The organism is gamma proteobacterium SS-5 (genome assembly GCA_009497875.2).
In the GTDB taxonomy this organism is placed as follows: domain Bacteria; phylum Pseudomonadota; class Gammaproteobacteria; order Chromatiales; family Chromatiaceae; genus Magnetovirga; species Magnetovirga frankeli.
In genome coordinates this window covers 2639539-2654129 of record CP032508.2, presented here as the reverse complement: position 1 = coordinate 2654129, position 14591 = coordinate 2639539, and the positions used below count along the sequence as shown (strand labels likewise).

At 64.6% G+C, this 14591-nt stretch carries 15 protein-coding genes; 2 read left to right on the top strand and 13 right to left on the bottom strand.

What is annotated here, in order from left to right; genetic code table 11:
- The first annotated feature begins 45 nt into the window (after positions 1-45).
- Both hrcA and D5125_17220 read left to right on the top strand, forming a co-directional pair.
- A complete protein-coding gene (hrcA, locus tag D5125_00290; protein QFY88042.1) occupies positions 46-1095 on the top strand; it encodes a heat-inducible transcriptional repressor HrcA in 1050 nt (349 codons plus the stop codon).
- A 118-nt stretch (positions 1096-1213) separates the two neighbouring features.
- The gene (locus D5125_17220) at positions 1214-1474 is read left to right on the top strand and encodes a hypothetical protein (GenBank protein ID QPB72183.1); all 261 of its coding nucleotides are present in this window, start codon (positions 1214-1216) and stop codon (positions 1472-1474) included.
- On the opposite strand, the gene D5125_00285 is transcribed toward D5125_17220, so the two are convergent.
- The 13 genes from D5125_00285 to D5125_00225 all read right to left on the bottom strand — a co-directional run bounded on the left by D5125_00285 (position 1410) and on the right by D5125_00225 (position 14315).
- A complete protein-coding gene (locus tag D5125_00285) occupies positions 1410-2159 on the bottom strand; it encodes a leucyl/phenylalanyl-tRNA--protein transferase (protein ID QFY88041.1) in 750 nt (249 codons plus the stop codon). The two genes, D5125_17220 and D5125_00285, sit on opposite strands and share 65 nt — an antisense overlap.
- A gap of 131 nt (positions 2160-2290) precedes the next feature.
- Positions 2291-3223, bottom strand: a complete 933-nt coding sequence (gluQRS, locus tag D5125_00280) for a tRNA glutamyl-Q(34) synthetase GluQRS (protein ID QFY88040.1) — start codon at positions 3221-3223, stop codon at positions 2291-2293.
- Complete coding sequence (gene dksA / locus D5125_00275; GenBank protein QFY88039.2) at positions 3195-3632, bottom strand: RNA polymerase-binding protein DksA; 438 nt, start codon at positions 3630-3632, stop codon at positions 3195-3197. The genes gluQRS and dksA overlap by 29 nt, the downstream gene beginning before the upstream one ends.
- 136 nt (positions 3633-3768) lie before the next feature.
- Positions 3769-4395, bottom strand: a complete 627-nt coding sequence (locus D5125_00270) for a V-type ATP synthase subunit D (GenBank protein QFY88038.1) — start codon at positions 4393-4395, stop codon at positions 3769-3771.
- Positions 4392-5795 (bottom strand): V-type ATP synthase subunit B, encoded by a 1404-nt coding sequence (locus D5125_00265; protein QFY88037.1) that lies wholly within the window; start codon positions 5793-5795, stop codon positions 4392-4394. The genes D5125_00270 and D5125_00265 overlap by 4 nt, the downstream gene beginning before the upstream one ends.
- Positions 5782-7611 carry a V-type ATP synthase subunit A gene (locus D5125_00260; GenBank protein ID QFY88036.1) on the bottom strand — a complete coding sequence of 610 codons (1830 nt, stop codon included), beginning with the start codon at positions 7609-7611 and terminating at the stop codon, positions 5782-5784. Before D5125_00260 ends, D5125_00265 begins: the two co-directional genes overlap by 14 nt.
- Positions 7612-8021: 410 nt before the next feature.
- Entirely contained in the window at positions 8022-8654 is a 633-nt protein-coding gene (locus D5125_00255) for a hypothetical protein (GenBank protein QFY88035.1), read from the bottom strand.
- 157 nt (positions 8655-8811) lie between these two features.
- Positions 8812-9138 (bottom strand): ATPase, encoded by a 327-nt coding sequence (locus tag D5125_00250; GenBank protein QFY88034.2) that lies wholly within the window; start codon positions 9136-9138, stop codon positions 8812-8814.
- A gap of 312 nt (positions 9139-9450) precedes the next feature.
- Positions 9451-9897, bottom strand: coding sequence for an ATPase (locus tag D5125_00245; protein ID QFY88033.1), 447 nt, complete (start codon positions 9895-9897; stop codon positions 9451-9453).
- A complete protein-coding gene (locus D5125_00240) occupies positions 9894-11870 on the bottom strand; it encodes a V-type ATP synthase subunit I (GenBank protein QFY88032.2) in 1977 nt (658 codons plus the stop codon). Before D5125_00240 ends, D5125_00245 begins: the two co-directional genes overlap by 4 nt.
- Positions 11848-12990, bottom strand: coding sequence for a V-type ATPase subunit (locus D5125_00235; GenBank protein ID QFY88031.1), 1143 nt, complete (start codon positions 12988-12990; stop codon positions 11848-11850). Before D5125_00235 ends, D5125_00240 begins: the two co-directional genes overlap by 23 nt.
- Positions 12987-13313: an ATPase gene (locus D5125_00230; GenBank protein ID QFY88030.1), complete on the bottom strand. Its 327-nt coding sequence runs from the start codon at positions 13311-13313 to the stop codon at positions 12987-12989. Before D5125_00230 ends, D5125_00235 begins: the two co-directional genes overlap by 4 nt.
- A 195-nt stretch (positions 13314-13508) precedes the next feature.
- Positions 13509-14315, bottom strand: coding sequence for a pentapeptide repeat-containing protein (locus D5125_00225; protein QFY88029.2), 807 nt, complete (start codon positions 14313-14315; stop codon positions 13509-13511).
- Positions 14316-14591: the final 276 nt, after the last annotated feature.

The following is a 14591-nucleotide window of genomic DNA, read 5'->3' as shown; positions in this document are numbered from 1 at the left end:
CGGCCCGAGTGGTTACTTTTTGATTCATGCAGTGAGGTTGACTTCTTGTCCCAGGCGATTGGCGAGCTGCTTGATGAGCGTGCCCAACATTTTCTCAAGACCCTGATCGAGCGCTACATCCGTGATGGTCAGCCGGTGGGCTCGCGCACCCTGGCGCGGGACAGCGGCCTGTCGCTCAGTCCCGCGACGGTGCGCAACGTGCTGGCCGATCTGGAGGACCTGGGTCTGATCATCTCGCCCCATACTTCGGCCGGACGGGTACCTACCGCCGAGGGCTATCGCCTGTTCGTCGATTCCCTGCTCACGGTGCAGCCCCTGGAGCACTCGGTGTTTAGCGAACTTGAGGAGGAACTCAGGTCCACCGATAACACTGGCAGGGCCCTGCAAAGCGCCTCCCGCTGGCTGTCACGCATGTCCAGCATGGCCGGGGTGGTGACCCTGCCCAAGCCGGAGCGGGTGGTGTTTCGCCAGATCGAATTTCTGCGCCTCTCGGCAGGACGCATCCTGGCCATTCTGGTGACCGTGGATGGGGAGGTGATCAACCGGGTGATCCACTCCCGCCGGGACTATAGCGCCTCCGAGCTGGAGCAGAGCGCCAATTACCTGACTCAGACCTTCAGCGGCCATTCCCTGGCACAGGTGCGTGAGCGCATGCTACAGGAGCTGCAGGCCACCCGCGAGGACATGAACCGGCTCAGCCGCCAGGCGGTGGAGATGGCCGGCCAGGTGTTTGACGATGAGGACGCCGAGGGCGACTGCGTCATCTCCGGCCAGACCAACCTGATGGGCTTTGACGAACTGGCCGAGATGCAGCGCCTGCGCCGCCTGTTCGATGCCTTCACCGAGAAGCACGAGATCCTGCGCCTGCTGGATGACTGTATGTCGGCCGAGGGGATTCAGATCTTCATCGGCCAGGAGTCGGGCTATCAGTCCTTCGACGGTTGCAGCCTGGTGACCGCCCCTTACAAGCTGGATAATCAGGTGGTGGGCATGCTCGGCGTCATCGGTCCCACGCGCATGGCCTACGACAGGGTCATTCCCCTGGTGGATGTCACCGCCAAGCTGCTGGGCGCGGCGCTGAAGAAGCCAGATTGAACTTCCGACCCTGGGCTGACTCAAAGCCGAGCCTGTAGGTCAGACTTCGGTGGCCAGCGTTCAGCTGGGCCGGTCAAGTCGGCCACAGTCCTTCATTCATTCAAATTCAGGAACAGCCATGCAGCGCACGCGCGGACAAAAAATCACCTATGTCATTGCCATCATGTGTTATGCCGCTGCGGTCGGCTTTGCCATCGGATCGGTATTTTATGAAACGGAGATCGAAAAAGACCCCATCCTCGCCTCATTGATGGCCACCTCCTTCTTCTTTGCCAGTGCTGCCGTGGTGCTGCACTTTATCGCCAATGCCCGCCTCAAGGGGCTGCTTTCGGGGATCGAGTCGAGCAAGGAGGCCCCGCCAGAATCGCCTGGGCACTGAAGCCCACCCCGGCAAACTCAGGCCCCGAGGCCGCTGCGCAGGCGATGGCCAGTTGGCGGCCGAATTCCTGTCGTTCCAGCTCCTGCGCCCCCAGGGAGATCAGGTGCGCATTGCGTACCTGGCAGTCGATCAGGTCCAGCTGGGCCGCAAAGCCATGCACCAGCCCTGCCAGGGCGATCTTGGAGCCATCATCCACCCGGCTGAACATGGACTCGCCAAAGAACGCCCGCTTGATACCGATGCCATAGAGCCCGCCCACCAGTTCCCCCTCCTGCCAGACCTCCACCGAATGGGCATGGCCCAGCCGGTGCAGGCGCAGGTAGGCGTCGCGCATGTCCTGGGTGATCCAGGTGCCGCTATCCTGCCGCCGGGGCGCGGCGCAGGCATCGATCACCGCCGCAAAATCGGTATCGAAGGCGATGCGGTAATCACAACGGCGCAGACGCTTCTTCAGGCTGCGGGACAGGTGCAGCCGGGCCGGGTAGAGCAGGGTGCGCGGGTTGGGGCTCCACCAGAGGATTGGCTGCCCCTCGTTGTACCAGGGGAAGATGCCCCGCCGATAGGCCGCCAGCAGGCGCTCGGGACTGAGATCGCCGCCCAGGGCCAGCAGCCCATCGGGTTCGGTCGCGGCCTGTTCCGGGTCGGGAAAGGCCTGGTGCCTGAGTGGATCGAGCAGGGCGATCATCCCGCATGTCCCAACGTGAACCGATATTCAGAGACTCTATGCATCTGGCTTGATCTTGTTCTTGATGAGCCGCCAGCCGCCAGCCGTGAGCTGGGTGTTGTCTTGGGCCTGTCGAAGGGCGGAATCCGGGGTTAATCTGGCGTCCTCCGGATACGCGCCAGGGTCCAGTTGGCCAAGGCCCAGTCCCAGAACTCGTCCAGCCGTTCGATCTGTGCAGGTGGGTCTGGTTGATCGAGAAAGCCCCAGGCGGCGCGCAGGGCGGGCAGGGGATTGGCCGGGTCCAGCGGCTGATCGGCGCTACTCTTGCTTAGTTTGCGGCCCTGCCGATCCAGTACCAGCGGCAGATGGGCATAGCCGGGGCGGGGGGCACCCAGACAGCGCTGCAAATGGATCTGGCGGGTGCTGGAGTGGAGCAGGTCACAACCGCGTACCACCTGGTTGACGCCCTGCTGCCAGTCGTCCACCACCACCGCCAGCTGGTAGGCAAAGGGGCCATCGGCACGGCGGATGACAAAGTCACCAAACTCGCTTTGCACGCGCTGCCGCAGCGGCCCCTGGATGCGGTCGTCAAAGTCAATGGCTTGCTCCTGGGTGAGCAGACGCAGGGCACGCCCCGTTCGATCGACAAGGCCGGCACGGCGGCAGCTGCCGGGGTAGATGGGGCCTTCGATCCCGCTCGGGGCGCGGGCGGCAATCTGCTTGCGCGAACAACTGCACACATAGGCCAGGCCCTGGCGCTTGAGGTCTTCACAGACCTCCCGGTACAGGGTGCTGCGCTCCGACTGGTACAGCACAGGCCCATCCCAGGCAAAGCCAAAGGCCTCCAGTGCGCGCAGGATCCGATCGGCGGAGCCTGGCACCTCTCGCGGTGGATCCAGGTTCTCGATCCGTACCAGCCAGCGGCCAGCGGCCGCACGGGCATCGGCATAGCTTGCCAGGGCAGCGACCAGGGAGCCAAAGTGCAGGGTGCCGGTGGGCGAGGGGGCAAAGCGACCACAATAGGGGAGGCGGGCCTGCCGCCCCCCATCCGCTGGATCAGGCCCGCTGTCTTTCCCGGATCTCATCCAGGGTCTTGCAGTCGATACAGAGGGTGGCGGTGGGTCGGGCCTCCAGCCGACGCAGACCAATCTCCACGCCGCAGGACTCGCAGTAGCCGTATTCATGCTCATCCAGACGCTTGAGCATATCGCCGATGCGCTTGAGCAGCTTGCGTTCGCGGTCACGGGTGCGCAGTTCCAGGCTGAATTCCGATTCCTGGGTGGCGCGATCGTTGGGGTCGGGGAAGTTGGCGGCGTCATCCTTCATGTGGCCAACGGTACGGTCCACCTCCTCCATCAGTTCCCGTTTCCAGGCCATGAGGATCTCGCGGAAGTGCGCCTCCTGCTCGGCGTTCATGTATTCCTCACCCTCTTTTTCCTTGTAGGGCTTGATGTTAAATGGGCCTTGCCCAGTGTCCGTTGCTGTTTCTGACATCATTTTCCCCTCACGGGCGTAAAAAACGGGCTATCTATACCAGAAGGTCCAGACAGGGGCAAGAAAAAGCGCTTCGGGTTCGTTCGCTGAGCCTGGCTGAGGCGAACGGCAGGCCCTTCGGTTTGGTGGGTAATGGCTATAGGGACTTGCCATGCTCGTTCAGCCGCTTGATGGCGAACAGGGTGGCGCGTTCTTCCTCTTCCAGCAGGTCCTTGATTCGGCGGATGGCCTGATCGTAGGCGGGGATGATGTTGTATTTCAGCGCGTTGACCCGTTTTTGCGCCTTGCGCTGTTCGCTGATCAGGCGGCAGAGGGCCATTTCCGCTTCGGCGAGGATAGCCAGCTTCTGCGTTGCCTCGGCGAAGCATTTGCGCGCCTCATCGAAGCTGGGGTCTATGCCCAGCAGGCCCACCGGCTGCAGGGGCAACAGCTGGGCCTGCACCGCGGGATATTGAATCCCCAGGGCGCGGCGCGGCAGGATGCTGATCTCCACCGCCGGAGAAATCCCTAAGCTGGCCTGGTGCATGCTGCGTCCGCCCATGCGCAGCTGGGCCAGGCTCAGCCAGTAATAGGCCTGCTTCAGGCTCTCCTGGGCGGCGGCGCGGCGTTGTTTGAATTCCCCCAGGCGTTCATAGACCAGGCGGGTGAGCAATTCGCGCTTGCGCTCCAGCAGGGCGTGGCCGTTGTGCAGGAAGCGCAGCTGTCTTTTCAGCCGCAGCAGGCTGCTTTTGGTCGGCGTGGTGCGCAGGCGCAGCTTGCTCATGGCGGCGGTTCCCTGGTGGCGGGGCCGGCACGGTAGTGGTGGGCCAGATCGGTCTCGCTGACACGGGTGAGCTGATCCCGCGGGAACAGGGAGAGCATCTCCCAAGCCAGATTCAGGGTTTCGATGATGCTGCGGTTGTCGTCCTCGCCCTGACCGATGAACTCCCGATCGAAGCGTTCGGCAAACTCCAAAAAGCGACGGTCCTTGGACGAAAGTTCCTCAGCACCGATGATGGAGGCCAGATTGCGCGTCTCCTGGGCCTTGGCGTAGAGGGCGTAGAGCTGATTGGCGACGCGGGGGTGATCGGCGCGGGTGTAGTCCTTGCCGATGCCGTCCTTCATCAGGCGCGACAGCGACGGGGCTATGTCCACCGGCGGATAGATGCCCTGATTGTGCAGCTCCCGCGAGAGCACGATCTGGCCCTCGGTGATGTAGCCGGTGAGGTCGGGAATGGGGTGGGTGATGTCGTCCGAGGGCATGGACAGCACCGGCACCAGGGTCACCGAGCCGTGGCGGTCACGGATGCGGCCTGAGCGCTCGTAGATCTCCGCCAGGTCGGAGTAGAGATAGCCTGGGTAGCCCTTGCGCGCCGGCACGTCACCCTTGGCGGTAGCCACCTCGCGCAGGGCCTCGGCGTAGTGGGTCATGTCGGTCATCACCACCAGTACATGGTGGTCGAGGTCGAAGGCCAGGTACTCGGCGGCGGTGAGCGCGGCGCGGGGCAGGGCGAGGCGCTCCACCGGCGGATCGTCGGCGTGGTTGAGGAACATCACCACCTTGCCGAGCACGCCGGAGTCGGCAAAGGCCTCCTGAAAAAAGCGCGCATCGGCATAGGACACCCCCATGGCGGCGAAAACGATGGCAAAGCCACCGCCTTCTTCTTCCGGCAGGCGCGCCTGGCGCACGATCTGCGCGGCGAGGCGGTTATGCGGCAGGCCCGAGGCGCTGAAGATGGGCAGTTTCTGCCCGCGCACCAGGGAGTTGAGGCCATCGATGGCGGCGATGCCGGTCTGGATGAACTCGCGCGGATAGGCCCGCGCCGCCGGGTTGATCGGCGCGCCGTTGATGCTGCGGCTCTCGCCATCGATGATCGGCGGGCGCTCATCCCGCGGCTCGCCGATGCCGTTGAAGATGCGACCGAGGATCTCCGGGCTCAGGCGAATGTTCAGGGGTTCATCGAGAAAGCGCACCCAGGTGCTGTCCAGATCCAGGTCTTCGGTGCCTTCAAACACCTGAATCAGCACCTCGGCAGAGGCACAGCGGATCACCTGGCCGTTACGCAGATGGCCGCGATGGTCGCGAATCTCAACCCGGTCACCAAAGGCCACCTCGGCGACACCGGCCACCTGCAGCAAGCCGCCCTGGGCCTGACTGGCCTGACGAAATTCAAGGCTGCTCATGGGCGTCCTCCCGCAGGTTCTGCTGATCCGGCTGGCGACCACCCTGTCGATAGTTCGCCTTGAGGGCAATAAAACCCTGGCGGACATCGTCGATGAAGGCCTGCAGCGGCTCCAGCTCGCTGCTGCTCCAGCTGGACTTGGCCCGCCGCACCCGCGCCAGCAGGGGATGCTCCGCCAGTTCCTGCACCGGCGCGCCGAGGCGGATCAGCTCGCGGCCCTGGTCGAACAGCTCCATCACCAGCTGCAGCAGGAGAAATTGCTTCCGCGGCGAACAATAGGCGTCGATCTCGTCCAGCGCGCTTTGCTGCAGCACCGCCTCCTTGATCAGAGCGGCGCCCTCCAGCTCCCAGCGCTGCGCCGAGGAGAGGGCCTCAGGCCCCACCAGATTGACGATGCGCGACAGCTCGGCATCCCGTGCCAACAGGGCCAGGGCCTGCTCGCGCCGCTCCTGCCAGGCGGGATCGACCTCTGCCGACCACCAGTGCGCGGCCACGCCGACGTGCTCGGAAAAGCTATCCACCCAATCGATCGCCGGGTAGTGGCGGGCATCGGCCAGGTCCTTGGACAGGGCCCAGAAGGTCTGGATGATCTGCTTGGTGTGGCTGGTGACCGGCTCGGAGAAGTCACCGCCGGGGGGTGAAACCGCGCCGATCAGGGTCACCGAGCCCTCCAGCCCGGCCAGGGTCTCGACCCGACCGGCGCGCTCATACACCGCCGCCAGGCGCGAACCCAGATAGGCCGGGTAGCCTTCCTCCACCGGCATCTGCCCCAGTCGCCCGGCCACCTCGCGCAGGGCCTCGGCCCAACGGGAGGTGGAGTCCGCCAGCATGACCACATCCAGGCCCTGATCACGGAAATACTCGGCCATCGTCATCCCCACGTAGATCGAGGCCTCCCGCGCCACCACCGGCATATTCGAGGTGTTGGCCACCAACAGGGTGCGCTCCATCATGCCGCGACCGCTGTGGGGGTCTTGCAGCTTGGGGAAGCTCTCCAGCACATCCACCAGCTCGTTGCCGCGCTCGCCGCAGCCGACATAGATGACGATGTCGGCATTGGCCCAGCGGGCGATCTGCTGCTGCACCATGGTCTTGCCGGCACCAAAGGGACCGGGCACCGCCGCCTTGCCGCCCTTGAGCAGGGGAAAGAAGCAATCGAGGATGCGCTGGCCTGTGATCAGCGGCTTGATCCCGTGGCTGCGACGGCGAAAGGGTCGCGGCCGACGCACCGGCCAGCGGTGATAGAGATAGAGCTTGTGCACCCGGCCCTGCTCATCCCGCAGCCGACCGATAGGCCGCTCCAGGCTGTAATCCCCCTCGGCCACCAGGTCCATCAGCTCGCCGGAGCGATCCGGCGGCAGCAGGATGCGATGGCGGATGGCAGCGGTCTCGGCGACGCTGCCCAGCACCGCGCCGGCCTCCAGTCGATTACCCGGCACCAGATCGGGGTTGGGGCTGAAATGCCAGCTGCGCTCGCGGTCCAGGGCCTTGAGAGAGAGCCCGCGGGGGATGGTGTCGCCGCTGAGCCGGGCGATCTCGGTCAGCGGCCGCTGGATGCCATCAAAGATGCCCTGCAGCAGGCCAGGCCCCAGCTCCACCGACAGGGGATAACCCAGGTCCTCCACCGGCTCGCCGGGGCGAATGCCCTCGGTGCCCTCGTAGGCCTGCACCAGGGCGGTATCCGCCTGCAGGGCAATGATCTCGCCGGTCACCCCCAGGCGACCAATGCGCACCTGGCCGCCATTGCGCGCACCGGGCAGGCGCACCTTGACGATGGGGCCGTTGATTTCGAGGATTTCGCCTGGTTTGTTGTGCATGTTCGAGTTGTCTGATTTGATTGAAAAAAGTCCGCAAATGAACGCAAATAAACGCGAATGAATGACAAAGTGTTCATTTACGTAGCCCGGATGGAGCGAAGCGGAATCCGGGGTGGCCCTGCCCAGCGAAAACCCCGGATTCCGTTGCACTGCATCCGGGCTACAGCTTTCTAATCCTTTGCGATCCATTGAAAGACAAAGCTGCCAACCATATAGGGCGGCCCGTGGCCGCCGTGCCCACGCAGAGGAGAGCCCAAACCAGTGGCTTGGCGGCGGGCGTGGCCCGCCCTATGCCTAGCAGCAAGCCAACGCCAGACGAGGGCTGAGATACAGGGGTAATCAGGTAATCCTTTGCGCCCTTTGCGTTACCTTGGCGTCCTTTGCGATCCATCTTCGCGGTCCGATAAAAATCAGTCTCCTGTCCTGTGGCCGAACAGCTGGCGCTGGATGGCTTGGCGCACCCCTTGGCTGCGGCGGGCGAGGCGGCCTTCAAAGCGGTTATCCAGGCGCACCTTGCCGTTCTGGCTGTGGAACAGGATGCCGCCCAGGGTCTGCAGCGGCTGGGGCGAGAGTTCGATGTACCAGCCCGGCGCGATGCGCTCGATACGACTGGCCCAGCCGGGGGCAAAGCGCTCCAGGTCTTCGGCGTTCATCTCGGCGCGCAGGGCATCCGGCGGGATCAGGCGCACCGCCTCGTCGATCAGCTGGTCCATCCAGTCGGCGTAGTCCTCGGGCTGGGCGCGCAGTTGCGCTATACGCTCGGTCAGGCGTTGCTCCAGCTCCAGGATCAGCTGCCAGCGCAGTTGTTCCAGCCGACCCTGCAGGCGCAGTTCACCGGCCTGCACCTGGCGTCTGAGATTGCGCTCGGCGCTGACCTTGGCGCTTTGCGTCTCCCGCTGTTCCTTCTGGCGCAGGCGCTCGGCGCTGTGGTGCAGTATGTCGTCCCGCTGGCGCACCGCCCTGGCCCGGATCTCCTCGGCCAGACCCTGGGCCCGCTCCAGGATGGCCTGTTCCAGGGCCTTGACTTGCTCTTCTTCGTTCATCCTATATTCCTCAGTTAAGCCACAGAGATCACAGAGTCATTTCAAAGAGTGACGTATCAGACTAGGCTCACCTAGAAGGTGTTGAATGTTCGCTTTCCAACACATTGATTTTTCTCTGTGTGCTCTGTGGCTCTGTGGCCAAATACTCTTTGTAGGTTCATGTCTTGACGTCCAGGCTGTCGCCCAGCATCTGGCGCATGTGCGCATCGACGCAGGAGAGCAGCGGGGCGTCGCTGCCCAGCAGGGGCACCTGGGTGATCAGAATCCGCCCGCCCTCGTCGCGCACCTCGCGCAGGATCTTGCTATCGGCCCCGGCCAGGCGCTGATCGAGCACCACGAAGGCGGCCTGGCGCCGCTGGCGCAGGTCGTTCAGCAGGGCCTCCAGTTCGGCGACGCTGGCATCGGTCAGCACCTCGAAACCGGCCAGCCGAAAGCCGGTGGCCAGGCCGAATTCACCGGCGAAGTAAAGGGCAGTCTTTTCCATGGTTGTTTTCTGTTTGAGTCCGCAAATGAACGCCAATAACGCAAATAATCCTAAAAAAGGCAGTTGAACCGCAGATTTCACCGATCTACACAGATTTTTCAGTGTGTTTGCCAAGTGCATCCACTCACCCAGCGGGTGACTGGCCAAGCCACTCTAACACAATGAAAATAAATAATTTAATCTGCGATAATCGGCGTAATCTGCGGTTTATAGGTTAATTGCTTATACTCTGCCCAGCGGCAATCCCGGATTCCGTTGCACTCCATCCGGGCTACTTCTTTCCCATTCTTCTCTGCGTTCTCTGCGTCCCATTTAAAGCTTGTCCACCAGCAGGATGGATAGCACCAGGCCGTAGATGGCTATGCCCTCGGCCAGGCCCAGATAGACCAGGGTGCGGCCGAAGATCTCCGGCTTTTCGGTGATGGCGGCCAGGGCAGCGGCACCGATGGGGCCTACCGCCAGGGCGGCGGCGACGGTGCTCACGGCGGTGGGCAGGGCGATGCCGATATAGACCAGACCGGTGCCCAGGCTGAAGTCGCGGCCAGCGGTGGCCAACTCCTCGCTGGCGGCATGCACCTCGGCGATGCCCAGCCCTAGCAGCGCCAGCTGGGCGGCGAAGAAGAGCAGGGCATTGCCCAGCAGGCTGGGGCCGAGCCAGCGTCGGGTCTGGGCGGCGGGCAGGGGGTGGCGATCCAGATACAGGCCGCTGAGGATGACCCCCAGCAGGCTCAGGCCGAGCAGTGTAGCGATAGTGATCATGGCATACCTCGCGGATGGAGTGGCGGATGGGGTTGAGGGTTGGCGGGCACCTCGGGGGCGGGGCCGTATCTGAGCGGCGTGAAGGCCTTGCCATCGGCGCGGAAGAAGCGGGAGAAGCCCTCGTAGTATTCCAGGCGCAGGATCTGTATGGCCACTATGGCCCCCTCCAGGACCATGACGAACAGGTTGCCCAGCACCAGCATGAGCCAGTGACCGGCGCCATCCATGGTGTCTGCCAGGGTGAAGATGGCCAGGGACAGGGCGACGTGGTTGAGGCTGAAGGCGGCCACGCGCAGGAACGACAGGCTGTTGGAAAAATAGCCGATGATCAGCTCAAAGGTCTCGATCAACACCGTCAGGGCGCGCTCGCCCCAGGGCGCGGTCGATTCCCGCCACAGGTGCAGCATGAAGGCCGCCAGGGCGAGCAGCAGCAGGAGCAGGGCGGCCGGGTGGAAACCATCACCCTGCGCCAGGCCGTACAGGCCGCCGACCAGGGACAGGTAGAGTACCAGGGAGAACACCCCGCTGGCATCGAACAGGGCACCGGTCAGGTCCTGCTCCAGCAGGCGGTTGATGATGGCGATGACCGAGCCCAGTGTGATGAAGCCCACCCCCCAGGCCAGGGCGTAGCCCAGCATCAGGGCCGGGTCGGACAGGGGCGAGCGCCACAGGGGCTCGATCCAGTGCTCCACGCCAAACACGCTGCCGTAGAGCAGGCCGAACAGCATGGAGGCCGCGCCGGCCAGCACCAGCGGCGGGGTCAGCAGGCCCAGGCGGGAGCGAAACAGCAGACCGAGCAGGACAAACACCGCACCCTGGCCCAGATCGCCGAACATCATGCCGAACATCAGGCAGAAGCTGAGGGTAAACAGCCAGCTGGGGTCGATCTCGCCGAAGCGGGGCACGCCGAACTGCTGCACCAGCAGGCTGAAGGGGCGCAGCCAGGGGTGGCGCTTTGGCGGCACCGGCACCTGTGGGTATTCCTCCGGCAGGGGCGGGCGCTGTTGCAGCAGAAAGGGATGGCGCAGATTCTGGCGCAATAGTGCCTCGGCCTGCGGCAGGTGGTCCGCTGCCAGCCAGCCGCGCAGCTGGGTCAGCTCGCCCCTGGCCTGGGCCGCCCGGCCTATGCCCAGCAGCGGCCGGGCGCGGTCCAGCACCTGTTTGATCTGCATCAGCTTGAGGCCGTTCTCGTCCACCCAGAGCTGCATCGCTTGATCCAGCTGGTGCTGACGCTGTTCCAGTTCGGCCTGCCGCTGCGTCAGCTGGGCGGCCACCTGGCCGCTGGCGGCGCGAAAGTCATCGGGGATGTCCAGCGCCTGGAAACCGGCGGCATTGAGCACCTCTTGCAGCTCCTGGGTCTGGCGCGGGCCGCCGATCAGCACCCGGCTCAGCTCCGGCTCGCGGCTGGTGCGCAGGATCAAATAGCCGGACAGGGCCAGGGCACGGCGCAGTTTGTTCAGATTTTCCGTCGGCACCAGGCCGATCTGCAGGTGCAGAAAGCGGTGCGGGTTGTGCAGCTCGCCCAGGTCCAGGTCCAATCCGGCCAGCTCCGCCAGGCTCTTGCGCAGTTGATTGAGTTCGCGCAGCTGCTCGTCGATCTGCTGCTGGCGGGTCTCGAACTGGCCGACCCTGGCCCAGGCCCGGCTCAGCCAGTGGTGCTGGGCCAGCAGGGCGCTGCGATCCAGCGCGGCGGGGCCGGGCGCGGGCGGGGTGGGCAGTTGCTGCAAGGGACGGCTCAGCAGTTTGTGGATGCGCTCGAAGTAGCTCAGGGAGTCGCCGATGCAGTCGTTGAAGGCCTCGCCGGGGAAGCTGTCAAAGCCCGCCTGGGGCTTGCCATCGCCTGGCTCCGGGGCAAAGGCGTGTAGCCGCGCCAGGGCCAGGCCGGCGCGGGGCAGGTCATCGCGCAGCAGGTGCAGGCAGACCTGGCGCATGTCGCCACCGGCGCGCATCTCAGCTGGCCTCCCGCAGGTCATGCAACATCCCTGGCAACTCGCGAGTCCCGAGTCCCGAACCCCGAGTCCCGGAGCGGCCATGAGAGGTTTCCTGTTCCGGGGTGTCGCTGCCCGCCCCATGTCCGCTAGGGTTGAGCGCCTCGCGCAGCAGCCGGTCGCTCAGGCCGAGCATACGCGCCTGGACTATGGCGTAGAGCTGGCCCAGCTCCAGAAAGCGTAGGATCAGGTAGGCCAGGGCCACGGCGACAATGCTCGGGCTGTGCTGGAAAAAGGCTTGGGTGAACTGGCGCAGGTGATGCACCAGATGGCTCTCGATCAGCAATATGTCCTCGCTCGGACCGCAGATCTGACGCAGGCGCGGCGGCAGGCCGGCCAGAAACTCGCCGATGCTGGCCTGGTTCAGCAGGCGGCCAAGGCGGTTGCTGCTCAGGCGGTAGCCCCGCTCGATGGACAGATACTGCGCCTGGGCCGGGCTCAGGCCGTAGGTGTAGCGGTAGCGCAGCATCCACACCAGGTTATGACGGTCGATAACGCGGCCGAGCAGGGCCTGCATCTGGCTGCGGTCCGGCTCGTCCAGGGGGTAGGTGTGGCGGAGCATTTCCGTATAGAAATACTGATCAAGCGCGGCGTCTAGCAGGAACTGGTCCTGGCGTTCCAGGAAGCGGCGCTGGGCCTGACGGGCAATGGATTGATAGGGGGTGCCATCCAGGCGGCGCAGCAGTTCGCTGACATCCTCGGTATGCAGCAGGCGCTCGTGGTCCAGGCTGAGAAAGCCCGGCAGCTGGAACAGGCTGGCGCTGATCTCGGCGCGGGACAGACCGGCCAGCTTGCCCCGGATCAGGGCCTTGAGATTGAGCAGCTCATAGCGCCTGGCCCATTGCACCAGCACCTCCCGCGCTGGGCCGTTGAGCGGGCGCAGCAGGGCGCCCATCTCATCCAGCCAGACCTGCAGCATGTCCTGCTCGAACTGCTGCATCTGGCGGCTGGCGGAACGCTCCCCCCCCGGTTCGACATGAAAGCTGGCGAGCAGCTCCTTGGGCGGTAGGCCGATCAGCTGCTCCAACTGCTCCGGGCCGAGCAGACGGCTGTGCATGATGCTCAGGCGGGTGCGCAGATAGGCCTGATCGGCGGGTAGGATCAAGGTATCGACTCCTCGACGCGCAGCAGCTCGGCAAAGGCGGCATCCAGGGCGGCCTGATCCTGCTGCTCGGCATCCTGGCGCAGCTGCTCCAGACGCTCCTCGTAACGCCGCTGCATCTCGGCCAGGGTCTGCGCGGCGCGCTGCTCGGCCTTGTCGATGAAGGCGGCGCGCAGCTCCGGCAGATGGGCCAGAAAGCGCTGCTCCTGGGCGCGGGCCTCTTCATTGGCCTGGGTCACCAGGATCTCGGCCGCGTTGGCGGCCAGCTCGGTGAGGCGGTTGGCCTCCTGCTCGGCGGCCAGAAGTTGTTTTAGGGTGTCTTGCATGGGTTGGATCGGGTTGCTGCTACCTGATCAAGCTTAGCTCAGCCGGGCTGGCCGGGGGTGGAATCCGCCGCTCAGTTGATCCAGGGCAGGTTATTGTGCAACAACCCCGCTGACGACCTTTTTACTGTGCCGGAGCCCGAGTCGAGCAGAGGTTCATTTTCCGGGGTGGCTCTGCTCGCCCCGTGATCGTTAGGCTCAATTGTCCGGGGTGCCAGGCAAGGCCCCAAAGAAGCGGCTGATGGCCTGGTGGAAGGAGGCCGGGATGTTTTTTGCCTGTATCACTTCCACCTTGACCAGGTCGGCGTTGGCGAAATCGGCACCCCTGAGTTGCGTGCCATGCAGCTTGGCGTGACGCAGGCTGGCCCCGCGCAGCAGGGCACCGCTGAGATTCGCATCGGTAAAATCGGCCCCGTCCATCGCCGCCCCGGTCATGTCTGCCTGGTCCAGCCGAGTACCGACAAAGCGACCGTCCAGCATCACGGCGCGGAACAGGTAACAGCCATCCAGCCGGGCGGCAGACAGGTCGGCCTCCTCCAGGATGACGTCCTTGAGAAAGCTGCCGCGAAAATCCGCGCCTTGGGCCTGGGTGGCGATGAGATTGGCCCCGAACAGGTCGGCATCCCGCACCTGGGCGTCCTGCATATCGGCCTCGTCCAGGGTAACGTGGAACAGATCGGCCCCGCTCAGATTGGCCCGGCGCAGGGAGGCCCCGCGCAGGTTGGCCCACTTCAGGTTGGCCCGGCGCAGATCGGCACCGTCCAGGTTGGTCCCCATCAACTGGCTGGATTCCAGCTTGGCCGCGCTGAGATTGGCCCCGCGCAGGTCCAGATCGACCATTCTCTGGCGAGACAGATCACAACCGCTCAGATCGGCCCCCGGCCCAAATTGGCCGCAGCGCCCTGGGGCTTGCTCGACCGTCTCGGCCTCGACCGCTTGCGCCACCGGCAGCTGGGGCGTGCCCAGCAGCAGGGCCGACAGGCAGAATGCTGTTATGCCTTTCATCTGTAACCTCGATTTGCCGTCATTACTGTGAAAATCGCGAAGCCTCGTTTGCTCCCGACCGCCAGGGACGGAGGGGGTAGAACCAAGCCCGAAGCCCGAGTCGAGCAGACTTTCTTTTTCTGGGCTGGCCGATGGGGGCGGGCTTGCCTTGTGGGAGCGGGCTTGCCCGCGATTCCAAAAAACACCCGAAGGGCTCATTCCTTCAAACTTCACCTTTCAAACTTCTGGCTTTTCAAGCACCCTTCGCGGCCAAGGCCGCTCCTACACCTCTGGGGT